This is a genomic window from Streptococcus sp. DD13 (assembly GCF_001578875.1).
GTDB lineage: Bacteria > Bacillota > Bacilli > Lactobacillales > Streptococcaceae > Streptococcus.
This window is the reverse complement of sequence record NZ_KQ969506.1, coordinates 561,838-586,463: the sequence shown is the minus strand read 5'-3', so window position 1 is coordinate 586,463 and position 24,626 is coordinate 561,838. Positions and strand designations below refer to the sequence as shown.

General features: G+C 41.7%; 22 protein-coding genes and 2 pseudogenes. 21 read left to right on the top strand and 3 right to left on the bottom strand.

Features of this window, described 5'->3' with window-relative positions; genetic code table 11:
- Positions 1-10: 10 nt before the first annotated feature.
- From STRDD13_RS02630 to STRDD13_RS02620, 3 genes are read left to right on the top strand one after another with little or no spacing between them, the layout of a single operon-like run.
- Complete coding sequence (locus STRDD13_RS02630) at positions 11-1,963, top strand: BglG family transcription antiterminator (RefSeq protein WP_067101518.1); 1,953 nt, start codon at positions 11-13, stop codon at positions 1,961-1,963.
- 1 nt (position 1,964) lies between these two features.
- Complete coding sequence (locus STRDD13_RS02625) at positions 1,965-2,402, top strand: PTS mannitol transporter subunit IIA (protein WP_067101515.1); 438 nt, start codon at positions 1,965-1,967, stop codon at positions 2,400-2,402.
- 10 nt (positions 2,403-2,412) lie between these two features.
- The gene (locus STRDD13_RS02620) at positions 2,413-3,561 is read left to right on the top strand and encodes a mannitol-1-phosphate 5-dehydrogenase (protein ID WP_067101512.1); all 1,149 of its coding nucleotides are present in this window, start codon (positions 2,413-2,415) and stop codon (positions 3,559-3,561) included.
- 129 nt (positions 3,562-3,690) lie between these two features.
- On the opposite strand, the gene STRDD13_RS02615 is transcribed toward STRDD13_RS02620, so the two are convergent.
- The 3 genes from STRDD13_RS02615 to STRDD13_RS02605 form a co-directional block, all read right to left on the bottom strand.
- Positions 3,691-4,899, bottom strand: a complete 1,209-nt coding sequence (locus tag STRDD13_RS02615) for a cation diffusion facilitator family transporter (RefSeq protein ID WP_067103160.1) — start codon at positions 4,897-4,899, stop codon at positions 3,691-3,693.
- 171 nt (positions 4,900-5,070) lie between these two features.
- Complete coding sequence (gene pepT, locus STRDD13_RS02610; protein ID WP_067101509.1) at positions 5,071-6,294, bottom strand: peptidase T; 1,224 nt, start codon at positions 6,292-6,294, stop codon at positions 5,071-5,073.
- Entirely contained in the window at positions 6,291-7,127 is an 837-nt protein-coding gene (locus STRDD13_RS02605) for a Cof-type HAD-IIB family hydrolase (protein ID WP_067101506.1), read from the bottom strand. The genes pepT and STRDD13_RS02605 overlap by 4 nt, the downstream gene beginning before the upstream one ends.
- A gap of 144 nt (positions 7,128-7,271) precedes the next feature.
- On the opposite strand from STRDD13_RS02605, the gene STRDD13_RS02600 reads away from it, so the two are divergent.
- The 18 genes and pseudogenes from STRDD13_RS02600 (at position 7,272) to STRDD13_RS02515 (ending at position 24,460) form a co-directional block, all read left to right on the top strand.
- Positions 7,272-8,546 carry a DUF2130 domain-containing protein gene (locus STRDD13_RS02600; protein ID WP_067101503.1) on the top strand — a complete coding sequence of 425 codons (1,275 nt, stop codon included), beginning with the start codon at positions 7,272-7,274 and terminating at the stop codon, positions 8,544-8,546.
- A gap of 9 nt (positions 8,547-8,555) precedes the next feature.
- A complete protein-coding gene (locus STRDD13_RS02595) occupies positions 8,556-8,984 on the top strand; it encodes a GNAT family N-acetyltransferase (protein WP_067101500.1) in 429 nt (142 codons plus the stop codon).
- A gap of 46 nt (positions 8,985-9,030) precedes the next feature.
- Positions 9,031-9,834, top strand: a pseudogene (locus tag STRDD13_RS02590) (alpha/beta fold hydrolase).
- Positions 9,835-9,837: 3 nt separating this feature from the next.
- Positions 9,838-10,716, top strand: coding sequence for a tRNA pseudouridine(55) synthase TruB (truB, locus tag STRDD13_RS02585; protein ID WP_067101498.1), 879 nt, complete (start codon positions 9,838-9,840; stop codon positions 10,714-10,716).
- 22 nt (positions 10,717-10,738) lie between these two features.
- Positions 10,739-11,656, top strand: a complete 918-nt coding sequence (locus STRDD13_RS02580; RefSeq protein WP_067101495.1) for a bifunctional riboflavin kinase/FAD synthetase — start codon at positions 10,739-10,741, stop codon at positions 11,654-11,656.
- Between the two features lie 69 nt (positions 11,657-11,725).
- On the top strand, positions 11,726-12,127 hold the full coding sequence (locus STRDD13_RS02575; protein ID WP_067101492.1) for a Spx/MgsR family RNA polymerase-binding regulatory protein: 402 nt from the start codon (positions 11,726-11,728) through the stop codon (positions 12,125-12,127).
- A gap of 5 nt (positions 12,128-12,132) precedes the next feature.
- Complete coding sequence (locus tag STRDD13_RS02570; protein WP_067103158.1) at positions 12,133-12,411, top strand: UPF0223 family protein; 279 nt, start codon at positions 12,133-12,135, stop codon at positions 12,409-12,411.
- A complete protein-coding gene (locus tag STRDD13_RS02565; RefSeq protein ID WP_067101488.1) occupies positions 12,398-13,174 on the top strand; it encodes an inositol monophosphatase family protein in 777 nt (258 codons plus the stop codon). Before STRDD13_RS02570 ends, STRDD13_RS02565 begins: the two co-directional genes overlap by 14 nt.
- Positions 13,158-14,465, top strand: coding sequence for an RsmF rRNA methyltransferase first C-terminal domain-containing protein (locus STRDD13_RS02560; protein ID WP_067101485.1), 1,308 nt, complete (start codon positions 13,158-13,160; stop codon positions 14,463-14,465). The genes STRDD13_RS02565 and STRDD13_RS02560 overlap by 17 nt, the downstream gene beginning before the upstream one ends.
- Before the next feature lie 118 nt (positions 14,466-14,583).
- On the top strand, positions 14,584-15,450 hold the full coding sequence (locus tag STRDD13_RS02555) for a phosphate ABC transporter substrate-binding protein PstS (RefSeq protein WP_067101482.1): 867 nt from the start codon (positions 14,584-14,586) through the stop codon (positions 15,448-15,450).
- A 9-nt stretch (positions 15,451-15,459) separates the two neighbouring features.
- A complete protein-coding gene (gene pstC / locus STRDD13_RS02550) occupies positions 15,460-16,374 on the top strand; it encodes a phosphate ABC transporter permease subunit PstC (protein ID WP_067101479.1) in 915 nt (304 codons plus the stop codon).
- Complete coding sequence (pstA, locus tag STRDD13_RS02545) at positions 16,364-17,254, top strand: phosphate ABC transporter permease PstA (RefSeq protein WP_067101476.1); 891 nt, start codon at positions 16,364-16,366, stop codon at positions 17,252-17,254. Before pstC ends, pstA begins: the two co-directional genes overlap by 11 nt.
- Positions 17,255-17,262: 8 nt before the next feature.
- Positions 17,263-18,066, top strand: coding sequence for a phosphate ABC transporter ATP-binding protein PstB (pstB, locus tag STRDD13_RS02540; protein WP_067101473.1), 804 nt, complete (start codon positions 17,263-17,265; stop codon positions 18,064-18,066).
- 11 nt (positions 18,067-18,077) lie between these two features.
- On the top strand, positions 18,078-18,836 hold the full coding sequence (gene pstB / locus STRDD13_RS02535; RefSeq protein WP_067101470.1) for a phosphate ABC transporter ATP-binding protein PstB: 759 nt from the start codon (positions 18,078-18,080) through the stop codon (positions 18,834-18,836).
- A 16-nt stretch (positions 18,837-18,852) separates the two neighbouring features.
- Positions 18,853-19,503 (top strand): phosphate signaling complex protein PhoU, encoded by a 651-nt coding sequence (gene phoU / locus STRDD13_RS02530; RefSeq protein WP_067101467.1) that lies wholly within the window; start codon positions 18,853-18,855, stop codon positions 19,501-19,503.
- A gap of 154 nt (positions 19,504-19,657) precedes the next feature.
- A pseudogene (locus tag STRDD13_RS02525) lies at positions 19,658-20,331 on the top strand (response regulator transcription factor).
- Positions 20,321-21,700 (top strand): sensor histidine kinase, encoded by a 1,380-nt coding sequence (locus STRDD13_RS02520; protein WP_067101464.1) that lies wholly within the window; start codon positions 20,321-20,323, stop codon positions 21,698-21,700. The pseudogene STRDD13_RS02525 and the gene STRDD13_RS02520 overlap by 11 nt, the downstream one beginning before the upstream one ends.
- A 264-nt stretch (positions 21,701-21,964) precedes the next feature.
- Positions 21,965-24,460, top strand: coding sequence for a pneumococcal-type histidine triad protein (locus STRDD13_RS02515; RefSeq protein WP_067101461.1), 2,496 nt, complete (start codon positions 21,965-21,967; stop codon positions 24,458-24,460).
- Positions 24,461-24,626: the final 166 nt, after the last annotated feature.

The following is a 24,626-nucleotide window of genomic DNA, read 5'->3' as shown; positions in this document are numbered from 1 at the left end:
TAATAGAGGCATGCTATTAACAAATCGTGAAGAACAATTGATTAAAGCTTTCCTAAATATGGGAAAGCTTTCCTTAAAGGAGATGATGAATATCCTTCAAGTCTCCACTAGAACAGTCTATCGGACACTTTCCGACTTGACCGCTACATTAGAAAATGAAGGAATTTCTTTAGTCAAGGAAGGGAGACGGTATTATCTTAAGGGAGATTTGTCGCTATTAGAAAAGGAAAATTTGGATCGTTCAGAAGGTTCCAGCCGGAGGTTGATTCAGCTTTCTTATCTTTTATTAAGTCGGACGGAACCCGTGACCAATGAGGTTTTGCAGGATACCCTCCAGGTCTCCAATGTGACCATTATTCAAGATATCGCGATGATCGAAGATCGTTTGAATGAATTTGGTCTAACCATGAGTCGGACAAAAGGCTATTTGGTTCAGGGGGATCCGGGCTTAAAAAGACGGTTATTAGCCATTTTGTTGACCAATGCCATTTCGATCAGTCAGTTTTCCAGCGGTCAGTTGGAGGGGTTCTCTGTTTTAGAAGAGGAGCATGTCTCCATTTGTAGGGAATGCTTGAAAGCGGGAGAAGGATTGCTCCAAGACATGGATCCCAAGATCCAGCAGTTCATGACCATATTACTTTCTTTAGCGGATAATTCATTAGAAATCCGACAAGCGTCAAATGTCTCTAAACGAGCCTTAGACTGGTCTCAAATCTTGTTTACCAGCTTATCTGAAAAAAGTCGTCAGTTCTACAATCTATCTGAGATTGTTTACATGGCGGAAGTGATGGATGAGATGGTTCTAAAGAGACAAGAAATCCCCTTATTTCAGGAGCGCTTTGACAGTGAATTTTATTACCGGGTTCGTCAACTGATAGACAGCGTTTCGCGCTTTACTAAGATTGATTTTATGCGAGATCAGATCTTATTTACCTTTCTTTTTCATCACTTGCGACTTGCTTTAGCAGTACCGATTTTATTTCCTGTCTTTTCAACGGACAATGTCGCCTATCTGGCTGCACAGAAAAATGCCTATTTACATCGGCTGGTGAGCCAACTGGTGAAAGATATCTTTCCCGTCTATCTTCAAAATGAGTACGAGTATGCGATGATTTCCCTTCATTTTGCCTCGAGTCTACGTAGGAGTCCGGATATCTATCCGATTCGCTTGTTATTAGTGACAGATGAACGTCCACTAATGACTAGTGTCCTTGTTTCAAAGATTGAAAGTGTCGCCCCCTTTGTGGAAGAAGTCCGTGTGGTATCGAGTAATCAGTTGGATCAGGAAGACATTGATAGTTATGATTATTGTCTGGCTACAAAGCCTCTTTCTGGCTATCAGCTGGAGCTAATTTCCACCTTTCCATCGACCAATGAGATGATTGAGTTGCAGGAGAAATTACAGGATGTTCAAATCAATCGAACGGTTCAAAGGCGAGAAGATCCTCTCTTAAAGGAGACCTTTGATTTGCAACGCTATTTAGCGGCTTCGAGTCTGATTTTGCAGCATTTTCAACTGATATCACTCAAAAATCCATCCACCTTTGAAGAGACTGTTGCGGCTTTAGTTCGACAATTGCCCTTTGTGACGGATACGGATTATCTGAGTCAAAAGCTGATTGATCGTTTCGAGGTGAGTCCTCTAGCAATTCCAGATACCAATCTCGCCCTCCTTCATAGCCAGTCTAGCAAGGTTGAAACGAGTCATTTTCTAATTGTCGAATTGAACCAGGTCATTGAGGCACGGTCGATGAATCATTCTTTAGAAAAAGTCCAGCGGATTCTGGTGATGTTGACCAAAAATGAAGAAGAAGAAGAAGTGCGGGAATTGATGACAGCCATCAGCCAATCTATCTTGGAAAGCAAACTTTATACTGAAATCTACCGGGCGGGAAATCAAGAAATCCTATATCAATTATTAAATACAATCTTTAACGAAAAAATCAAGAAATTGGAGAATTAAGATGGAATTTCAAAAAGAACTTGTCAAATTAAATCAAGCTTTTTCAACGAAAGAAGAAGCAATCCGCTACTGTGGCGCTCAACTTGTAGAAGCAGGACACGTTAATCCGGCTTATATTGATGCAATGGTAGAACGGAACAATGAATTATCCGTTTACATGGGGAATTTCATTGCGATCCCACATGGTACGGATGCAGCTAAAAAAGAAGTGCTTTCCTCTGGAATCACAATCGTGCAAGTTCCGGCAGGGGTGAACTTCGGGACAGAAGAAGAACCAAAGGTTGCTACAGTCCTCTTTGGCATTGCAGGTCTAGGTGATGAACATTTAGAAATCATTCAAAAGATTTCGATCTTTTGTGCGGATGTGGACAATGTGGTTAAGCTAGCTGATGCGCAATCGGTCGATCAAGTAGTGGACTTGCTAAATGGTGTAGCATAAGGAGAAAATCATGAGAAAAGCTGTACATTTTGGTGCTGGAAATATCGGTCGAGGTTTCATTGGAGAAGTCCTCTTTGAAAATGGTTTTGAAATTGCCTTTGTAGATGTGAATGAAAAGATCATCGATGCTTTAAATGAGCGTCATAGTTATGAGATTGAAATCGCTGAAGAAGGGAAACGTCAGATTGCTGTATCAGGTGTTCGCGGATTTAACAATGCTAAAGAACCAGAAGAAGTAGTAGCGGCTATTGCTGAAGCAGATATTATTACGACAGCGATTGGTCCGAATATTCTTCCCTATATCGCAGAATTGATTGCCAAAGGTATTGAAGCGCGTCGCCAATCTGGAAATCATCAAGCGATCGATGTTTTAGCTTGTGAAAATATGATTGGTGGCTCTCAGTTCCTAAAAAAAGAAGTGGAAAAATACCTCTCTTCTGAAGGATTAGCCTATGTTGAAGCATATGTCGGCTTTCCCAATGCAGCCGTGGATCGAATCGTTCCTGCCCAAAGCCATGAGGATCCTCTCTTTGTAGTGGTAGAGCCGTTTAAAGAATGGGTCGTTGAAACGAGTCGAATGAAGAACCCATCCTTGAAATTGAAAGAGGTTCATTATGAAGCGGATTTAGAGCCTTTTATCGAGCGAAAACTATTTTCTGTCAACTCAGGGCATGCAACGTCTGCCTATACAGGAGCTTTTTTCGGAGCTGAGACGATTTTGCAAGCCCTGCAAAATTCAACCGTCAAAGAAAAGGTAGAAGCGGTTTTAGCAGAGATTCGAAGCCTTTTGATCGCTAAATGGGGCTTTGAAGAACAGGCTTTGGTGGAGTATCATAAAGTCATCATCAGTCGTTTTGAAAATCCCTTCATTGTCGATGAAGTCAGTCGTGTGGCGCGTACTCCGATCCGGAAGTTGGGATATGATGAGCGCTTTATTCGTCCAATTCGGGAATTGAAAGAGCGTGGTTTAGATTATTCTAATCTTTTACAAACGGTTGCTTACGTCTTTCATTATGAGGATGCGAGTGACCCTCAATCGGTAGAATTGCAGTCTTTACTCAAGGAAAAACCCTTAAAAACGGTTGTAGAAGAAGTAACTGGTCTGACAGATGCCGCTTTAGTGGCTGAAGTGGTGGCAGCGATAGAAGCAGTTTCATAAGAACGCTGTCACTGAACCTATGAATGATGAAGAAAAAAGAGGCTGGGACAAAAGTCCTAGCCTCTTAATTGTTTTTGGATGGTCGAGCAAGACGCAGTGGTTGAGTGGGCTCTACTAGGCTGATTTTCATCAGCTTTTTGGGCTACTTTCTTTGAGAGAGGCTTGGTGAAAGACCACCTGCCATTGTTCATGTCGTCTCCATAAGGAAGTGTGTACTTTATCTCCGATTTCAAAAGTCACAAGCTTGGACTTCTGACTGATCGAAATCATCCGGTAGTGCTTGAGATAGACCGATTGTTCCTTGTGACACGAAAGGGTTTCTTCTTTATTGAGATAATGCCCTTTGTGATCGATGAAGAGATAGTTCTCATCTAGTAAGTCTTGGTAACCCTCCTCGTGCGCTTGAAATTGCGATTCAAACCGGTAGAGTTTGTCAAAGACATGTTCATACATTTCATCATGAGGAATTTCAGAAGGCTCTACATGGATATCTACATCAAATACGCCATACTTGTCTTTTAAAAGTTCTTCTACCTGCTCGGTAATCTCATGGCTTTCATAAACCGATAAGTCCGGATTCATCTCCAAAACAAGGTCTAGATAGATATTAGCACCATAGGTCCGTCCTCGCTGAGACTTTATCGCCATGACTTTTGGAATCTGCAGGATATCTGCTTGGTAGGATTGCAGGAGGTGCTCATCAAATCCATCTGACAGGGTAAAGAAGCTCTCCATGAAGATATCATAAGCCGTCTTCAAGATAAAGAAGGTAATAATGATGGCTGTGAGCTTGTCGACTTGGGGAAAATTTAAGGCAGAAGCGATGATGGCAATAGAGGTACCGATGGACGTGACTGCATCAGATAAGTTATCTTTAGCGGCAGACATGAGTCCGTTTGAATGCGCACGCTTAGCCAGGCTGCGATTGTAGAAGTAGACTCCAAGCATAATAATGGCTGAAATGATTCCTACAACTGCTCCCAAAAGGTCGATTTCAGTCTTTTCATTGCTAAATAATTTTAAAATCGTTGTTTGGAGAACTTGAAAACCTACGACAAACATGATAAATGAGGTGATAAGACTGGCCAAATCCTCCATTTTCCAATGTCCAAATCGATGGTCTGTATCAGCTGGTCGCTGGGCCATTCGAAGTCCGATCAGGATGGCGATATTGCCAATGATATCTGAAATGTTGTTATAGGCATCTGCCGTCAATGAGTCAGAGTGAAATTGATTTCCAGCAATGAGCTTGGCAGCGGACAGCAAGATATAGGCAACGATTGATACGACGGCGCCCCTCTCTGCTAGTTTTAAATTTGAGACAGATGATGTTTCCATGATTCCTCCAATAAATATAGCTTTTATTTTATCAAATTTGCCTAGGTCCTGCAATGTCCGGATGAGACGGCGGAGTGAATGATTTTCAAGCAAAAGAGATCCTCGCAAAATAAAATGCTTCATCTTGTGACCGAACAAGGTCTTGGATGAAGCGTCTTATTTAGGATGGATTTAGGCGGGGTGTGATACGATTTCGATGATGACATCTGTTGCCTTTTCCATGGTTTCTAGGCTGACAAATTCAAAACGTCCATGCATATTTTCTCCACCAGCAAAGATATTAGGAGTTGGAATGCCCATGAAGGATAGTTTGGAGCCGTCTGTTCCGCCACGGATTGGTGCGATGATTGGTTTGATATCCAATTTCTCCATGGCCTCTTTGGCCAGAGTCACAGGTGTCATATCTTTTTCGATGATTTCTCTCATGTTATAGTATTGGTCAAAGAGTTCCAAAAGCACGCGCTCGCTGCCTAAGTCTTGGTTCATCTGATCCACAATCTTTTGGATCGTGTTTTTACGTTCTTGGAAAGTCTCCTTATCAAAGTCACGAATGATATAGGAAGAAGTGGCTTCTTCGACCGTTCCATTGATCGTTTGCAAGTGATAAAAGCCTTGGTAACCATCGGTTTTTTCCGGACGATCTCCTTCTGGGAGCTGATTGTGCAAGTCGGTTGCCAATTGTAAGGCGTTGATCATCTGGTCTTTAGCTGTACCAGGATGCACATTACGGCCAATAAATTTCAAGCGTGCTGCGGCAGCACTGAAGGTTTCATATTGTAGCTCACCAAGTGGGCCCCCATCCATTGTATAGGCAAAGTCAACATTAAAATCTTCGACATCAAATTTATCGGCTCCGACACCGATTTCTTCGTCTGGACCAAACCCAACACGAATTTCACAGTGCTTCAGTTCAGGGTGATGAACTAAATATTCAATCGCTGTCATGATTTCTGCGATCCCGGACTTGTCATCTGATCCAAGTAGGGTTGTTCCGTCTGTAGTGATCAGTGTTTGGCCTACATAGTTAGCTAATTGAGGGAAGTCTTTTTCATTGAGTTCAAAACCAGATGTTCCAAGTGGGATAGGCTGTCCATTGTATGATTCGATCACTTGTGGAGAGATCCCTTGGGCATTGAAGTCTGCTGTGTCCATATGGGCGATAAACCCAATCTTTCGAGTCAGGTTAGGATCGTTTGCAGGAAGTGTCCCGATGGCAAAACCATTCGGCAGATAGTGGACGTCTTTAAGGCCGATACGGTTCATCTCAGGAATCAGGATGTTTTGTGCAAATTCCACTTGACTATAGGTGCTAGGAGTTGTGGTAGAAAACTCATCTGAGCGTGTATTTTCTTTTACGTAAACAAGGAAGCGTTCGAGTAGGTTAGGGTATTTCATAAAGACCTCATTTCTGTTTTATTTTTTGTTAGGATATAGTGATTGATGGCTTTGGCCACCCCATCACGATCATTGGTATCCGTCACATCGTCTGCCAATGCTTGGATGTGTTCAGGGGCGTTTCCCATGGCGATGCCCAATCCAGCATAAGAGAGCATTTCAATATCGTTATTGGCATCCCCTATGGCCATGATTTCGGATGGAAGGATACCGAGCTGTTGCGCAAGGGCTTCAAGTGCTGTCGCCTTTGTGGTTCCAAGGGGGAGGGCTTCAAAGAGATAATCTTGGGAGCGGACGGTTGTAAATCGTTTAGATAAGCTAGTTTCATACTGTTTTTGGAAACGGTCTAACTTTTCCTTTTCAGCGACAAACATCACTTGGTAGTTCCGTACGTTCTGAAGGCAATCTTCTAAGCTTTGTTGGAAAGGTGTTTCAAAGACAAGCCCAGCATCATAAGTGACCAATTCGTTGGGTTCTTGACCCAGGATAATATAGTGAGAATCATCGAAAATAGTGAGAGAAGTCTCAGATTCAACCGACACTTGATAGAGGAATTGAACGTCTTCATTAGATAGGGTCCGACTGTTGACGACAGACCAATCCTTTGTGAGAACGGTCGTACAACCGTTGTTCAAGATAATATATTCCTGATCTTCTTTGAGACCTAATTCCTCGAAATAGGGTTTAACACCCATGATAGGGCGTCCAGTACACAGGACGAGCTTGACACCAGTCTTGACGAGCTCTTGGATAGTCTTGCGATTGGCAGGGCTGATCTCCTTAGCTGAGTTGAGCAGGGTGCCGTCCATATCGAGGGCTAAGAGTTTGAGCATTCGAACCTCCTTTTGTGCTTATTTAGCATTAGTATACCACAATTTAAGATCGCTTAGAAGGAGTAAAGGGGAAGTCGGTAAACAAGGTTTAAAAAAGATGATATAATGGGAAAGGTATAAGAATGCGCCCAGTTAGGAGAAAAAATGAACGAAATCAAATGCCCCAACTGTGGGGAAGTTTTTACGGTAAATGAAAGCCAGTATGCGGAACTCTTGTCGCAAGTGAGAACAGCTGAATTTGACCAAGAACTTCATAGTCGCCTTCGTCAGGAAATCGCTCTAGTAGAGCAAAAGGCACTAAATGATCAGCAAACAAAACTAGCTAAAAAAGAGCAAGAAATTGCCCAACTCCAAAGTCAAATCCAACATTTTGAGACCGAAAAAGCATTGGTCCAAAAAGAAGTGGAACAGACCAGCCAGCAGGCTTTATTAGCTAAGGACAAGGAAGTACAGGCCTTGGAAAACCAACTGGCTACTCTTCGTCTAGAGCATGAAAATCAACTGCAAAAGAGCCTTTCTGACCTAGAAAAAGAACGGGATCTGGTCAAAAATCAGCTCCTCTTGCAAGAAAAAGAAAGTGAGTTGTCTTTGGCTTCTGTTAAGCAGAATTATGAAGCTCAACTCAAGGCAGCTAGTGAGCAAGTTGAGTTTTACAAGAATTTCAAGGCACAACAATCTACAAAAGCTATTGGTGAAAGTCTAGAACAGTATGCAGAGAGCGAGTTTAACAAGGTTCGTAGTTTTGCCTTTCCAAATGCCTACTTTGAGAAGGACAACAAGGTCTCTGCGCGTGGTTCTAAAGGAGACTTCATCTTCCGTGATTTTGATGAAAATGGGCTGGAATTCATTTCCATCATGTTTGAGATGAAAAATGAGGCGGATGGAACAGAGAAGAAGCACAAGAATGCTGATTTTTACAAGGAATTGGATAAGGATCGTAGAGAGAAAAATTGTGAGTACGCAGTTTTGGTAACCATGTTGGAAGCAGATAACGACTACTTTAACACAGGGATTGTGGACGTCAGCCACGATTATGAAAAGATGTATGTGGTTCGTCCTCAATTCTTTATTCAGTTGATTGGTCTTCTACGGAATGCAGCGCTTAACTCGCTACATTATAAGCAAGAACTGGCCTTGGTTCGGGAGCAGAATATTGATATCACTCATTTTGAGGAAGATTTGGATGCCTTTAAACAGGCTTTTGCCAAGAACTACAAGTCTGCTTCGACAAATTTTGGTAAAGCCATCGATGAGATCGACAAGGCTATCAAACGCATGGAAGAAGTCAAGAAATTCCTAACTACATCAGAAAATCAACTCCGCCTTGCCAATAACAAATTGGATGATGTTTCCGTTAAAAAATTGACCCGCAAAAATCCAACCATGAAAGCGAAGTTTGATGCCTTGAAGGAAGACTAGGAGGCTCCTATGCAGATACGAAAAGCAACCATAAAAGATACTGAAGCCCTACTGTCTTTATACGAAGACTTGGGCTATCCAACGACCGCTTCTAAGCTAGCTCGACGTTTAGAAATGATTCTTTCTCAACCACATTATGGCTGTCTTTTAGCTGAAAGAAACGGAGAAATTTTAGGTTTCTTAGGGTATGCAAAGCTCTACTTTTTTGAAACAGATGGATCTTACTATCGTATTTTAGCTTTGTCAGTTGCAAAAGAAACAAGACGACAAGGAATTGCTAGTAGGCTAATTGATGAATTGAAAAAACAAGCGATAAAAGAAGGAGTTAAGGCACTGGCTCTAAATAGTGGATTAACCGCTGAACGAAATGCTGCACATCAGTTTTATCAGGCAGTTGGATTTGAAAAAGTGACTGCTGGCTTTGCCTTGCATTTATAAATTCAACATAAATAAATCATGAAAAAATAGTAGAGGGAACGAAGTAATGTCTTCAATAAAAGGGAAAACCTTACATTTTAACGAAAAGAGCATGGACTATGTGACCTTTGGAAAAGGAAAGGACCCTCTAGTAATTATACCAGGCTTGGGTGATGGACTACAGACGGTTAAAGGTATGGCTATGCCTTTTTCAATCACATACCGTATACTTGCCAAACGTTACCAAATTTATGTTTTTTCTCGAATCAATGAGTTGAGGCAGGGGTAGACGACACGGGATATGGCAGCAGATGTAGCAGAAGCAATGGAGATATTAAATATTACCAGTGCCTATGTTATGGGGATTTCGCAAGGTGGAATGATTGCCCAATGGTTGGCGGCAGATTTCCCTGAAAAGGTTCAAAAGCTAGTTTTAGCTGTTACAACTGCTAAACTAAGTAATCTAGGTAGGGAGAGAATTAGTTGCTGGCTGAACCTGATTCAAACAGGTACTTATAAAGATCTGATGATTGATATTGCTCGTCACTCTTACACGACTAAATCCTTTGAAAAATTTAAATACCTTTATCGAATAATGGGAATCTTTGGTAATATTAAAGATAAACAACGTATTGATATTCAGGCTGTATCTTGTTTGAAACATGATAGTCTAGATTTTTTGGAAAAAATTAACTGCCCTACGTTAATCGTTGGAGCAGAAAAAGATGAAGTTCTTGGCGTAGAAGCTTCGCTTAGATTGCATCAGCATATCAAAAGTAACCAGCTCACTATTTTTTCAGAGTGTGGGCATGCACTATATGAACAGAATAAGGATTTCCAAAAGAGAGTTTTAGTATTTTTAGAAAGTTAATGAATGAACGGAATTATCAACTTAAAAAAAGAAGCAGGGATGACCTCGCATGATGCGGTTTTTAAACTGCGTAAGATTTTAGGGACTAAGAAAATCGGACACGGTGGGACCTTGGATCCAGATGTGGTGGGTGTTTTGCCCATTGCGGTTGGTAAGGCGACCCGTATGGTCGAGTTTATGCAGGACGAAGGCAAGGTCTATGAAGGGGAAATCACTCTGGGCTATTCAACGACGACTGAGGATGCTAGTGGGGAAGTGGTCGCAGAGACACCTGTTTTGGCGCCCTTGGATGAAACCATTGTCGATGAAGTAATCGCAAGTTTGACAGGCCCGATCACTCAGATTCCTCCCATGTATTCAGCAGTTAAGGTCAATGGACGCAAACTCTATGAGTATGCGCGTGCTGGTCAGGAAGTCGAACGCCCCCAACGTCAGGTGACTATTCATCAATTTGAGCGGACCAGTTCGATCTCTTATGATCAGAATCTCGCGCGTTTTACATTCCGTGTGAAATGCAGCAAGGGAACCTATATCCGGACACTCTCGGTTGATTTAGGTGAAAAACTGGGCTATGCTGCTCATATGTCTCAGTTGACTCGAACCAGTGCAGCAGGCTTGCAGATAGAAGATGCCTTGACTCTGTCAGAAATTTCAGAGAAGGTGGAAATGGGGAATCTTGATTTTCTTCATCCTCTAGAGATTGGGACGGGTGATTTGGTTAAGGTTCAGTTAACACCCGAGCAAGCTAAAGAAATACGCTTTGGTCGTTTTATAGGGTTAGATCAGACAGAAACAGAATTGGCGGCCTTTGAGGATGAACACTTATTGGCTATTTTGGAAAAGAGAGAAGGACTTTACAAGCCTCGAAAGGTCTTCCTTTAAAAGATTGTGATACAATAACAGTATGAAGATTCACTATATAACAAATGAAAAGGATATCCAAGAAGAAGAGCCAACTATTTTGGTGTTGGGATATTTTGATGGGCTACATATAGGACATCAGGCGCTCTTTGATCGGGCGCGGTCTCATGCAAAAGAGAGGGATAGGAAAGTTGTGGTCTTGACCTATCCTCACTCTCCGAAGTTGACATTTGAACGCTTTCGTCCGGAACTCTTGCTCCATTTGACGGATCCTCAGGAAAGACAGGATCTTTTTGCATCTTATGGGGTGGATCACCTATATCTGTTAGATTTCACCTCTAGTTTTGCCAGCTTAAGTCCAGAGGCATTTGTAGAGCAGTATATTCAAGCATTAAACCCAGAGACTATCATCGTGGGATTTGATTACCATTTTGGACGGGGAAGAGCAGATGTTAGACGCTTACAAGACTTATTTGACGGTCAAGTAATCGTGATTGATGAGGTTCAAATGGATGGAGAGAAGGTCTCTTCTTCCCGGATTCGAGACTTGGTCCAAAAAGGAGACGTGAAAGAAGCCAATCGCTTATTGGGTCATACTTTTTCGACAGAGGGCTTGGTGGTTCATGGAGATGCGCGTGGACGCACCATTGGTTTTCCAACGGCTAACTTGGCTAATTTTGAGCAGGTACACTTACCAGCAGATGGGGTGTATGTTACAGAGGTTGCGATTGATGGGAAACGCTATCGGGCCATGACCAGTATTGGATTTAACGAAACGTTTGGTGGGACAGAACTCCGATTGGAATCACACATCTTTCATTACCAGGAGGAGATTTACGGAAAGAGGATCCGCGTCTATTGGTTGGATAAGATTAGAGAGATGGAAAAGTTTGATGGGATGGAATCATTGATGCGTCAACTGCAAGAAGATCAGGCCATTTCACTTGATTGGAAGGCTTAGAAAATCCTTGTCAAATCTACTTTAGACATGATATAATGTAGATATAAAGATGAGGAGAAGGGTTGGCTTATGATTACTTTATTTCTGGCTCCAAGCTGTACGAGTTGTCGCAAAGCACGGGCTTGGCTTTCAGAGCACCAGGTACCGTTTACAGAGCATAATATCTTGACTAGCCCATTATCTGCTGAAGAATTGAGACATATCTTAAGTCTGACGGAAAATGGGACAGATGATCTGATTTCAACCCGATCTAAGGTTTTTCAAAAGCTCGATTTGGATGTAGATGAGCTTACGATTTCAAAGTTGATTAGTCTAATTGAGTCCTACCCTAGTTTGTTGCGAAGACCGATCATTATCGACGAAAAGCGGATGCAAATTGGATTTAACGAAGATGAGATACGTGCTTTCTTGCCTCGTTATTACCGTAAACAAGAATTGAAAAATGCGACATTGAAAGCGGAGATTGGATAAAAATGATGGATAAAAATTATTCCTATCCACTAGATTATTCATGGAGCACTGAGGAAATTTCCTCTGTGCTTTCTTTTTTGAATCAAGTGGAGGCCGTCTATGAAGACGGAACAAATGCTGAAGATTTTCTTGAAGCTTATCAAAGCTATAAAAGGGTTGTTCCTTCGAAAAGCCAAGAAAAGCAGATTGATCGGGAGTTTCAAAGCACATCTGGATATTCAAGTTACCAGGCTTTGCAGCTAGCTCTTGAGCAGAAAACAGGGAGGATTCATGTTAGAAAGTAAATATCAGTTTGGACGAACTGTCATCGAATCTGCGGCACAGCTTCTTCGGAATAAGATGTTTGAAGAGCTAGAAATTGAAATCAAATCCACCTTTACAGATCTGGTAACCAATTTGGATACCCTGATTCAGGAAGAAATGAGTCAGGCGATTTTAGCTACTTATCCAGAAGATATCATTGTTGGTGAAGAGACTCAGGAGCGTCCCGATTCAAGTCAGGGATCTGTTTGGATTATTGATCCCATTGATGGGACTTCCAATTTCATTGCTCAAAAGAATGATTTTGCGATTCTCCTGTCTTATTTTGAGGATGGAGTCGGTAAATTTGCATTTATCTACGATGTCATGAAGGATCAATTGTTTCACGGAGGTGGAGAATTTCCGGTTTATCTGAATGATCAACAACTTCCGGCTTATCAAGAAAAAGAGTTAAAGCAGAGTTTGCTGGCTCTAAATGCCAATTTGGTGGCTTCCAATTACGCAGGCTTGAGGGATTTGAGCCAGCAATGTTTGGGGACGCGCTCCTATGGAAGTGCTGGGATTAGTATGTCTTATGTCTTGTCAGGGCGTATGATGGCGTATGTCTCTTATTTGTATCCTTGGGATTATGCAGCGGCCTCTATTCTTGGAGAAAATCTCGGTTATGAAGTGGTTACATTAGATGGAGAAAAACCTAATTTTAAGGACCGACAAGTCGTCATGATGATTCCAATTGCCAAACGAGAGGATATAAACAGGTATCTAAAACATGAATTTACCAGCTGATTTTCAAAAAAAGTATCTCGATCTTTTAGGGGATGATGCACCTCCTTTTTTGGAAAGTTTTCAAAAAGAAGCGGAATCTGGTTTTCGGATCAATCCTTTGAAGGAGCAGATTCCTCATTTTTCCCATGCAATTCCTGATATGAATTGGTCCTTTTATGGAAAGGTATCTGGAAAGTCAGTCGAACATGTTACAGGTGTCGTCTATTCTCAAGAACCTGCGGCACAAGTAGTTGGACAGGTGGCATCACCAAAAGAAGGCATGAAAGTGCTGGATCTCGCCGCTGCACCGGGGGGGAAAAGTACCCATCTTTTATCTTATCTGAAGAATTCAGGACTTTTGGTTTCAAATGAAATTTCTACCAAACGGTCTAAAATCTTAGTTGAAAATATAGAACGGTTCGGAGCCAGAAATGTCGTTGTAACCAACGAATCCGCTCAAAATCTGGCAAAGGTTTTTCCGGCATATTTTGACATGATTGTTCTAGATGCTCCTTGCTCAGGTGAAGGAATGTTTCGAAAAGATCCTGATGCCATGCAGTATTGGTCAGTAGACTATCCGAGTCAATGTGCTCGCCTACAAAAAGAAATCTTAACATCCGCTATTGAGATGTTAGCAGAAGATGGAGAGTTGATTTATTCGACCTGTACATGGTCTCCTGAAGAGAATGAAGAGATTGTCCACTGGTTATTAGAGCAAGGAGATTTTGAACTCCTCGATATCCCTAAAATCAATGGAATGCTCCCAGGAATTGGCTTGCCTGAAACAGCCCGTATGTATCCTCACCATTTCAAAGGAGAAGGGCAATTCGTCGCCAAACTCCGTTATACAGGGGCTCGTTCCAAAAGAAGAGCTTCAAAGATCACAAAAAAAGTCTCAAGGGAACAAGAACTCTTATGGAAGCAGTTTAAAGAGGCGAACTTAATAGGAGATGTATCAGGTCGATTGGAGGCATTTGGGAGTCACCTTTATTTGGTGCCAGAGGAACTGCCGGATCTTTCTAGTCTTAAGATTGCACGAAATGGCCTTTATCTAGGAGAGTGTAAGAAAAATCGATTTGAACCGAGTTATGCCTTGGGAATTGCTCTGAAGCGTTCAGAAGTCCAGAAATCGATCGACCTAACGTCCGAGCAGTTTGTCCTCTATGTTTCGGGAAATACGGTTGCTGTTGATTCCAGCCTAGAAAATGGATGGTATCAGGTCCGGGCTGGGGGAAATGGATTGGGTTTTGCGAAAATTGTTTCAGGAACATTAAAAAATTCATTCCCGAAAGGCTTGCGTTTTCAGGCTTAAATACGCTGAAATACTTTGCAAGCTCAAGTGGATATGATATAGTAGAAATGTATGGTTTCCGCTTGTTGAGCAAAGCGCCATAAAGCACCATACGATCAATCAATAAAGGAAAAATAACATGAATCTTAAGAGAAGGTTTGGGATTGCTACATTCCTTGTTTTATCAGCCTTTAGTCTGTCTGCCTGTGCGTCTTGGATCGATCGAGGAGAGTCTATCACATCTGTCGGTTCAACTGCTCTTCAGCCCTTGGTAGAAGCTGCTGCAGATGAGTTTTCGATGCAATACCAGGGCAAAATCGTCAATGTACAAGGAGGGGGTTCTGGAACTGGGCTTTCGCAAGTTCAATCTAGAGCGGTCCAGATTGGAAATAGCGATGTGTTTGCGGAAGAAAAAAGTGGGATCGATGCAAGCAAATTAGTAGACCATCAGGTTGCAGTTGCAGGTTTGTCCGTCATCGTCAACAAAGAAGTGGATGTCGATAATCTGACCACAGAGCAACTCAAAAAAATCTTTACAGGTGAGATTACCAATTGGAAGCAAGTTGGAGGAAATGATCTAGCCATCACCATCATCAATCGTGCTTCAAGTTCTGGTTCACGGGCTACCTTTGACCAGGTCATCATGGATGGGGAGACTGCTAAGCAAAGTCAAGAGCAAGATTCAAATGGGATGGTTAAGTCCATTGTTTCCCAAACACCCGGGGCCATTTCTTACTTAGCCTTTAGTTATGTAGATGACTCTGTCAATACGATGAAATTAAATGGTTTTGAGCCAACTAGCCAAAATGTGGCGACCAATGACTGGCCATTGTGGTCTTATGAACATATGTATACCTATGGTGAGCCAACGGATTTAACCAAAGAATTTTTGGACTATATGTTGTCTGATAAGGTTCAACAAGGGGTTGTCTCTGAAACAGGCTATATTCCAATTAACAACATGAAAGTTGTAAAAGATGCACAAGGCAATGTTTCTAGTAAATAGGGGAGAAAAATGGAAAATCAAGAACTAGCCAAAAAACTGGTTTCATCTTCGAAAAATTCGAGATTAGAACGGTTTGGAAAGACGATTACGTTTTTGGCCTTAGCCCTGATCGTTTTTATTGTTTTTATGATTTTGATCTTTGTTATTTCAAAAGGGATTTCAACCTTTACTGAAAACGGGGTGAATGTCTTTAATTTCTTATTTGGTCAAACATGGAAACCTTCTGCTAAGGAATACGGAGCCTTACCGATGATTTTAGGTTCCTTTATCGTTACCATCTTATCTGCATTAATTGCGACTCCTTTTGCCATCGGAGCTGCAGTCTTTATGACAGAAGTTTCTCCTAAGGGAGCGAAGATTTTACAACCAGCCATTGAATTGTTGGTGGGGATTCCATCCGTCGTCTATGGATTTATCGGTCTACAAGTTGTCGTACCTTTTGTTCGAACGATTTTTGGTGGGACTGGATTTGGGATTTTATCAGGAATTTTCGTGCTTTTTGTCATGATTTTGCCGACAGTAACCTTTATGACCACGGATGCCCTTCGTGCTGTCCCACGTCACTACCGAGAAGCTAGTTATGCGATGGGAGCCACGAGGTGGCAAACGATTTGGCGAGTTGTTTTAAAAGCAGCGCGTTCAGGGATTTTCACTGCTGTTGTGTTTGGTATGGCTCGTGCCTTTGGGGAAGCCTTAGCCATTCAGATGGTGGTAGGGAACTCTGCTGTGATTCCGACCTCCCTTACAACACCAGCTTCTACGCTGACGTCCATTTTGACGATGGGAATCGGAAATACCGTCATGGGAACTGTCGATAACAATGTCTTGTGGTCATTGGCAATGGTGCTATTGCTGATGAGTTTAGCCTTTAACTCGGCAATCAAATTAATTACCAGAGAGGGCAAGAAAAACTATGAACGCTAAAAAAACAGATAAACTTGCCACGTGGATTTTGTATGGCATTGCTGGAATTATCGTAACCATTCTAACTGCTTTGATTCTCTATATCCTGGTCAGAGGCTTGCCGCATGTATCATGGCACTTTCTGACTGGGAAGTCCTCCTCATATCAGGCCGGTGGAGGAATTGGTATCCAGCTTTATAACTCATTCTTCCTTTTAGTCATCACCTTGATCATTTCAATCCCACTTTCGCTGGGTGCAGGGATTTATCTGGCAGAATACGCCCGGAAAGGGAGAGTGACGAACTTTGTTCGGTCATGTATTGAGATTCTTTCTTCACTTCCATCTGTTGTTGTAGGGTTATTCGGTTACTTGATTTTCGTTGTGCAGTTTGAGTATGGATTTTCCATTATCTCTGGGGCCTTAGCTTTGACAGTCTTTAATCTGCCACAAATGACCCGAAATATCGAAGACAGTTTGCGGACGGTTCACCATACACAGCGGGAAGCAGGATTGGCCTTGGGACTTTCTCGTTGGGAAACCGTAGTTCATGTTGTCTTACCAGAAGCCCTACCAGGGATTATTACTGGTGTCGTATTGGCATCTGGTCGGATTTTCGGTGAAGCAGCGGCCTTGATTTATACAGCAGGTCAGTCAGCGCCAGCACTCGATTGGTCCAACTGGAATATTTTCAGTGTCACCAGTCCGATTTCAATTTTCCGTCAGGCAGAATCTCTAGCTGTGCATATCTGGAAGGTCAATAGTGAAGGAACAATACCGGATGCTGTTGCTGTTTCAGCAGGTTCGGCAGCGGTGCTCTTGATTTTTATCTTGATCTTCAACTTCTCTGCGCGCACGCTTGGAAACAAACTGCATGCGAAATTAACTTCTGCTAAAAAATAGGAGTCACTATGTCAAAGTACAATTGGGATGAACGCTATATTACGACCTTCCCTGAAAAAAATCTAGTTTTAGAAACCAAGGATTTGCATGTCTACTATGGTGGGAATGAAGCCATCAAGGGAATTGATATGCAGTTTGAAAAAAATAAAATTACAGCCTTGATTGGTCCTTCTGGATGTGGGAAATCGACTTTTCTCCGGAGTCTCAACCGCATGAATGATACGATTGATATCGCTAAGGTTACAGGTGAAATTCTATACAAGGGAATCGATGTCAATGCGCAAAATATCAATGTTTATGAAATGCGTAAACACATCGGAATGGTCTTCCAACGTCCAAATCCTTTTGCTAAGTCTATTTATAAAAATATTACCTTTGCCCACGAAAGAGCAGGGGTCAAGGACAAGCAAAAACTCGATGAAATTGTGGAAACCTCTCTTAAACAAGCAGCCTTATGGGATCAGGTTAAAGATGATTTGCATAAGTCAGCCTTCACCTTATCAGGTGGTCAACAGCAGCGACTCTGTATCGCAAGAGCCATCTCCGTTAAGCCAGATATCTTGTTGATGGATGAACCAGCTTCTGCCTTGGATCCGATTGCGACCATGCAATTAGAAGAGACCATGTTTGAGTTGAAGAAAAATTACACGATTATTATCGTCACCCATAGTATGGAACAGGCAGCTCGTTCTAGTGATTACACCGCTTTCTTTTACTTGGGAGACCTGATTGAATATGATAAAACAAAGAATATCTTCCAAAATGCCAAACTGCAGTCTACCAATGACTATGTCTCTGGACACTTTGGATAGAAGGGAGTAGCATGACGAAACCAATCATACAGGTAAAGGATTTATCCGTCTACTACAATAATAAGAAGGCTCTAAACGACGTCTCTCTTGATTTTTACCCAGGAGAAATCACTGCTTTAATCGGGCCTTCCGGATCTGGGAAGTCAACCCTTATCCGGTCTATCAATCGGATGGGAGAGCTGAATCCAGAAGTTACCTTAACAGGGGCCATTAGTTACAATGGTCAGAATATCTATAGTCCACGCACGGATGTTGTTGAATTGCGTAAGGAGATTGGGATGGTTTTTCAACAGCCAAATCCATTTCCAATGTCTATTTATGAAAATGTAGTGTATGGCCTTCGTTTGAAGGGAACCAAAGATAAGGAAATTTTAGACCAGGCTGTCGAAGAATCTCTTAAAGGGGCATCTATCTGGGATGAGGTCAAAGACCGCCTCCACGATTCAGCGCTCGGATTGTCCGGTGGACAACAACAGCGGGTTTGTATCGCTCGTGTTTTAGCGACAGATGCTAAAGTGATTCTTCTGGATGAACCAACCTCGGCGCTAGACCCGATTTCCGCTGGAAAAATTGAAGAAACCCTCTATGGCCTAAAAGAAAAATATACCATGATCTTAGTGACACGGTCTATGCAACAGGCTTCCCGTATTTCGAACCGGACAGGCTTCTTTTTAGATGGGAAATTGATCGAATGTAATCATACACGAGATATGTTCTTAAATCCTCGTCATAAAGAAACCGAAGACTACATTACGGGTAAATTTGGATAATAAGAAAGGGCAACATATGTTAAGAGCACAATTTGAAGAAGATTTAGAAAAACTCCATAACCAATTTTATTCCATGGGAAATGAAGTCTTATCACAGATCAATCGTGCGGTTCGTTCTTTTGTAACCCATGATCGTGAGTTGGCACGACAAGTTATTGAAGATGATACCAAAGTGAATGAGTATGAGGTCAAACTGGAGAAGAAATCCCTAGAAATCATCGCTTTACAACAGCCAGTATCCCAAGATTTACGGACAGTTATTACGGTTTTAAAAGCCAGTAGCGACGTCGAGCGGATGGGAGACCATGCTGTATCTGTTGCAAAAGCAGCGATTCGAATGGGAGAACAACGAATTCCATCTGTTGAAGACAATATCAAGCTGATGGGCCGTGAAGTCAAGGATTTTGTAGAAGCGGCTTTGGAGCTCTACTTAAATGGAACAGTAGACTTGGCGTATGAAGTTGCGGCGCGCGACGAGGTTATCAATCATTACTTTGCAGATATTCAACGATTGGCAACAGAAGAAATCAAGAACAACCCAAGTTTGATTGAATCAGGCCGTGATTATTTCCAAGTTATTACCTATCTTGAAAGAATCGGTGACTACGCAAAGAACATTTGTGAGTGGGTGGTTTATTTCGAAACTGGTAAATTAGTAGAAATGTAACACGACCATTTCTTGGAAAAGAAACGAGAATAGAAGGGATTGGGAGACTTGTCCCAATCCCTTTAAGTTCCCCTTAAGGCGAAAAAGGTAAAATACGGCAAAGAAATGAAAGTGGGGCGGTTGATGGTTTTGTCGACTGCACAAAGGAGAGAATATGATTAAAATTTTGCTTGTCGAGGATGACTTAAGCTTATCCAATTCAGTCTTTGATTTTTTAGATGATTTTGCTGATGTAATGCAGGTGTTTGATGGTGATGAAGGACTGTATGAAGCAGAATCTGGAATCTATGATTTGATTTTGTTAGACCTGATGTTACCAGAAAAAATGGATTTCAGGTTCTTCGTGAGCTCCGAGAAAAAGGAGTATCGACCCCGGTTCTCATTACTACAGCCAAGGAAAGCATCGATGATAAGGGACTTGGATTTGATTTAGGAGCGGATGATTACTTAACCAAACCATTTTACCTTGAAGAATTAAAGATGCGGATCCAAGCTCTTTTGAAACGCTCTGGAAAGTTAAACGATAATAGCATTACTTACGGCGATATCCAAGTGAACCTTGCCACAAACTCTACACTGGTTGATGGACAGGAAGTGGAGCTATTAGGAAAAGAATTTGACCTCTTGGTTTATTTCTTGCAAAACCAAAATGTTATTTTGCCGAAAACACAGATATTTGACAGACTTTGGGGATTTGATTCGGATACGACAGTTTCAGTCGTGGAAGTCTATATCTCAAAAATCCGTAAGAAGTTAAAAGAGACCAAGTTCACCTCTAATCTACAGACTATTCGAAGTGTGGGGTATATTTTAAAAGATGTGGACTAGGATCAAAAACATTCGAAAATCAGATGATTTTTCCTATTTTATCCGATATTTTGCAGCCTTTTCATTGATTTTCTTCTTGATGACAGCCTTGATTTTACAGGTTTTTCAGGCGGGAATTTACGAAAGTTCGGATAAAAATTTTAACGAAATCTCAAAAGAACCCCAATTGTTGCTGATGTTTGCCCAAGACCGAGGCTTTCAATTTGAACCACCATCGGAAGAAACCGGGCAGACAGAAAACTCTTCTAGTACGAAAGACAGTAGTAGCGACACTGCTGAAACGAAAGTGCGTTTTTCAGAGCATAGTGATCGGATTAATTTGTCGACTTATTATTCTGTCATTCTCTATGATTCAAAGGGAAATATTATTAACCAAGTAGATCCATTTTCTGGAATTTCGACGATTGCCTTAAACAAGAATGTGACAGAACAAATTCAGACAACCAACGTGACGACTTCTTATGGAGCAAGTGAAAGTTACCGTTTGATGACTTTTAAATTATCTGACTACCATATCAAGGGATCGAATAGTCAGGATGTCTCTTATGCCACTGTCTTATATAATACGACGCAAATGGAGACAACGATTGCTTCCAACAATCGAATCGTGATTATTGTGATGTCAAGCTTCTGGTTAATTTCGATTCTTGTGAGTTACTACCTTGCCAAGTTAAGCCTAAAGCCATTGAAGGCAAGTTACCAAAAGCAAAAGGAATTTGTAGAAAATGCCAGTCATGAATTGCGGACGCCGCTTTCCGTCTTACAAAATCGATTAGAAACTCTTTTTCGCAAACCCAATGCAACGGTCTTAGAAAGTAGTGAGAGTATCGGATCCAGCTTGGAAGAGGTCCGGAATATGCGCTTGTTGACAACGAATCTCTTGAATCTCGCGCGACGTGATGAAGGGTTGCAAGTCAAATTAGAAAGCATCTCACCGAGCTATTTTTCGGAGGTATTGGAAAATTTCCAACTCATTGCAGAAGAAAATGAGAAGGAATTGGTTGTAGAAAATACTGTGAAGGTGCCGGTCCATAGCGATAAAACGCTCCTAAAACAGCTTCTCACCATCCTCTTTGACAATGCGATGAAGTACACCGATCAAGATGGAAAGATTCGTATTGCAGTGCAAGTAAAGGAACGCTACCTCGTTCTCTTAGTTTCAGACAATGGACTAGGGATCAAAGATAGTGACAAGAAAAAGATTTTTGACCGTTTTTTCCGAGTGGACAAGGCACGGACACGACAAAAAGGAGGATTTGGTCTCGGTCTTTCCCTAGCCAAGCAAATTATTGATTCCCTCAAAGGGACCATTATTGTTCGTGATAATCAGCCTTGTGGTACTATTTTTGAAGTTCGCATTCCAAGATAATTCCATTTTAGTTTCAGATTTTGACTCAAAAAGACCTTGTTTGACTCCAGTTGAACAAGGTTTTTGTATGTTTTTTTATTTTTTACTGGACTGAGAGTTCTTGGAAGAAAAATTTTTAAAAAATAGTTAACCAGTTCACAAAAAACTCTTGACAAGTTTCCTTAAAAGGATTATATTATTAACCGGTTAAGTTGTTTGGTAAGGAGGAAATCTGATGTAGAAGAGAAAAGGGAGAGCAATCAACTGAAATAGAAAGGGAAGAAGATGAAAATAAAAAAACGTTATATCGCTAGTTCAGCTGTAGTCGTCTTGGCTAGTCTTGGTTTCTATGGATTGGGGCACAATCAGAGTACAGAACAGAAAGATTCCTATCGTGTGGCTTATGTAGAAGGCGGTAAGGCGAGTCAAAAAACGAAAGAATTGACTCCAGATGAGGTGAGTCGAAAAGAAGGAATTGATGCCGAACAGATTGTCATAAAAATCACAGACGAAGGATATGTCACGTCACACGGAGATCATTATCATTATTTTAATGGAAAGGTCCCTTACGATTCCATCTTTAGTGAAGAATTAGTAATGAAGGATCCTAACTATCAATTCAAACAATCTGATATTGTTAATGAGGTCAAAGATGGCTACGTCATCAAAGTAAATGGACAGTACTATCTCTACTTGAAACACCAAGATCAAGCCAGCAATGTTCGGACAAAAGAAGAAATCAATCACCAACGGCAGGAACATGGTGCCCACAAAGTTCAGGAGAGCCAGACTATTCGTGCAGCCAAAACGCAAGGTCGCTATACAACGGACGATGGCTATATTTTTAAAGTAACTGATATTATTGAAGACACAGGAGATGCTTATATCGTACCTCATGGAGACCATTTCCATTACATTCCAAAGAGTGATTTATCTGCTAGTGAACGAATAGCGGCTGAAAATTATTGGAATAAAAAGAATGGCTCTTCAAGACTCGTTCAGTCTAAGCAAGTAGTGGTTCCTAGTTCTCACACAAATTCCAATCCGAATAATCCTATTCCAGCCATTGGGAAACAGCAGACAGAGAAAGAACTGCCTAGTCTTCTAAGGGAATTATACGCCAAACCGCTTTCTGAACGCCATGTCGAATCAGATGGTTTGGTCTTTGATCCAGCCCAAATTACCCACAGAACGGCAAATGGAGTGGCAGTTCCACATGGAAACCATTATCATTTCATTTTATACCGCCAAATGTCGCCTTTAGAAGAAAAAATTGCTCGAAATATCCCGATTGCCTCTTCAGTCGTACCCGCAACACCACATTTGATCGGAAAGCCTGTTCAGCCAGTAAGACCCAAAAACGGACAGGCAACACCGCCAAGAAAACCAGTCGTGACGCAACCTGTCCAACCAGTAAAAACAAAAGACGATATAACAAATCGGCCAACTGATGGGGTCTCTCTGGAGCAGGTCCTTCGCAAAGTGGAAAATGGCTATGTTGTCCAACATGCGGACGGCATTCACTTCCTTGCAAAAAAAGATTTATCTGAAGAAAAAATCAAGGAATTTGATCACTATCTCGGTCAAAAAACGACTCCTGAACATGTACTAGGCGAGAAAAAGGCAGAAGTTTCTCCGAGAGACCAAGAATTTTATGATAAGGTCTATACTTTATTGAGCCAAGCTCATGAAGGATTCCTCAAAAACAAAGGAACTCAAGCTGAATTTGAGCACTTAGACGCCTTGTTGAATCGTCTGAATGATGAGAATACAGATAAGGTAGCCTTGGTGGATGATTTATTGCCACTGCTTGCATCTGTCCTCCATCCAGAAAGACTGGACAAACCAAATGCTCAAATTGAATACCAGGATGATGAGGTGAGAGTAGCCCAGTTAGCTGGCAAGTATACTACCTCTGATGGCTATATTTTTGATGCACGGGATATTATCAGTGATGAGGATGTTGCCTATGTGACTCCTCATATGGGGCACAGCCACTGGATTGGAAAAGATAGTTTATCTGATGCTGAAAAGGCAGCAGCAACTGCCTATACCAAAGAAAAAGGGATCTTGCCACCGTCTGAAGACGACAAATCTTACTTTAAACCGGATGCTGAGAATGCCCAAGCTATCTATGATCGCGTGGAAGCTAAAAAGATCATTCCATTGGTTCGTTTGCCGTATAATGTTGAACATACCGTTGAAGTCAAAAATGGCAACTTGATTATTCCACATAAGGATCACTATCATAACATCAAATTCGCTTGGTTTGATAGTGGCAGTTATAAGGCTCCAGTCGGCTATAGTATTGAAGACTTGTTTGCGACCATCAAGTACTATGTCGAACATCCTGAAGAACGCCCAAGTTCGGCAGATGGCTGGGGCAATGCGAGTGATCATGTCCAAGGCAAACCAACCAAGGACGAAAATTATGCACCAAGCGAAGAACCGAAAGAAACAGACGAGGATCAAATCCCACAAGAACCGGAAGAACCACAAGTTGAAACAGAAAAAGTTGAGTCTAAATTAGCAGAAGCAGCATCTCTATTGGAGACTTGTTCGGATCCGACTAGGAAAGCAACAGCAGAAGAAATCTTGCTCAGCTTAAAAAATAGTTTGCTTTTTGGAACCATGTCCAATAACCAAATCATGGAAGAAGCTGAAAAATTAATCACGTTCTTGCGGGGAGAACCAGCAAATGCGACCCCGTCTAGTGAGGAAAAAACGACTATCCCAGAAGCATCTGAGCAGCCGTCTCCTTTGGAATCTTCAGCTGATTAAACAGGTAAGAGAAACAGGCAGGAGAAGCCAAGAGCTATCTGCTGTCTGTTTTCTTAAAAATGAGGAGAAATGATGAAACGAAAGCTATTATTTTCTATACTATTATGCTGGTTCGCCCTTTTTCTAGCTGCTTGTCGTCAAGAAACGACAGCTAATCAAGGAGGGT

Bases quoted from the DNA above. Each gene is read 5' to 3' on its own strand.
- pstB (WP_067101470.1), top strand. From the start codon at position 18,078: ATGACGAAACCAATCATACAGGTAAAGGATTTATCCGTCTACTACAAT.
- truB (WP_067101498.1), top strand. From the start codon at position 9,838: ATGAACGGAATTATCAACTTAAAAAAAGAAGCAGGGATGACCTCGCAT.
- pepT (WP_067101509.1), bottom strand. From the start codon at position 6,294: ATGAAATACCCTAACCTACTCGAACGCTTCCTTGTTTACGTAAAAGAA.
- pstC (WP_067101479.1), top strand. From the start codon at position 15,460: ATGGAAAATCAAGAACTAGCCAAAAAACTGGTTTCATCTTCGAAAAAT.
- STRDD13_RS02580 (WP_067101495.1), top strand. From the start codon at position 10,739: ATGAAGATTCACTATATAACAAATGAAAAGGATATCCAAGAAGAAGAG.
- pstA (WP_067101476.1), top strand. From the start codon at position 16,364: ATGAACGCTAAAAAAACAGATAAACTTGCCACGTGGATTTTGTATGGC.
- STRDD13_RS02630 (WP_067101518.1), top strand. From the start codon at position 11: ATGCTATTAACAAATCGTGAAGAACAATTGATTAAAGCTTTCCTAAAT.
- STRDD13_RS02595 (WP_067101500.1), top strand. From the start codon at position 8,556: ATGCAGATACGAAAAGCAACCATAAAAGATACTGAAGCCCTACTGTCT.
- STRDD13_RS02605 (WP_067101506.1), bottom strand. From the start codon at position 7,127: ATGCTCAAACTCTTAGCCCTCGATATGGACGGCACCCTGCTCAACTCA.
- STRDD13_RS02565 (WP_067101488.1), top strand. From the start codon at position 12,398: ATGTTAGAAAGTAAATATCAGTTTGGACGAACTGTCATCGAATCTGCG.
- pstB (WP_067101473.1), top strand. From the start codon at position 17,263: ATGTCAAAGTACAATTGGGATGAACGCTATATTACGACCTTCCCTGAA.
- STRDD13_RS02560 (WP_067101485.1), top strand. From the start codon at position 13,158: ATGAATTTACCAGCTGATTTTCAAAAAAAGTATCTCGATCTTTTAGGG.
- STRDD13_RS02625 (WP_067101515.1), top strand. From the start codon at position 1,965: ATGGAATTTCAAAAAGAACTTGTCAAATTAAATCAAGCTTTTTCAACG.
- STRDD13_RS02555 (WP_067101482.1), top strand. From the start codon at position 14,584: ATGAATCTTAAGAGAAGGTTTGGGATTGCTACATTCCTTGTTTTATCA.
- STRDD13_RS02570 (WP_067103158.1), top strand. From the start codon at position 12,133: ATGGATAAAAATTATTCCTATCCACTAGATTATTCATGGAGCACTGAG.
- STRDD13_RS02515 (WP_067101461.1), top strand. From the start codon at position 21,965: ATGAAAATAAAAAAACGTTATATCGCTAGTTCAGCTGTAGTCGTCTTG.
- STRDD13_RS02520 (WP_067101464.1), top strand. From the start codon at position 20,321: ATGTGGACTAGGATCAAAAACATTCGAAAATCAGATGATTTTTCCTAT.
- STRDD13_RS02620 (WP_067101512.1), top strand. From the start codon at position 2,413: ATGAGAAAAGCTGTACATTTTGGTGCTGGAAATATCGGTCGAGGTTTC.
- STRDD13_RS02615 (WP_067103160.1), bottom strand. From the start codon at position 4,899: ATGGAAACATCATCTGTCTCAAATTTAAAACTAGCAGAGAGGGGCGCC.
- STRDD13_RS02600 (WP_067101503.1), top strand. From the start codon at position 7,272: ATGAACGAAATCAAATGCCCCAACTGTGGGGAAGTTTTTACGGTAAAT.
- phoU (WP_067101467.1), top strand. From the start codon at position 18,853: ATGTTAAGAGCACAATTTGAAGAAGATTTAGAAAAACTCCATAACCAA.
- STRDD13_RS02575 (WP_067101492.1), top strand. From the start codon at position 11,726: ATGATTACTTTATTTCTGGCTCCAAGCTGTACGAGTTGTCGCAAAGCA.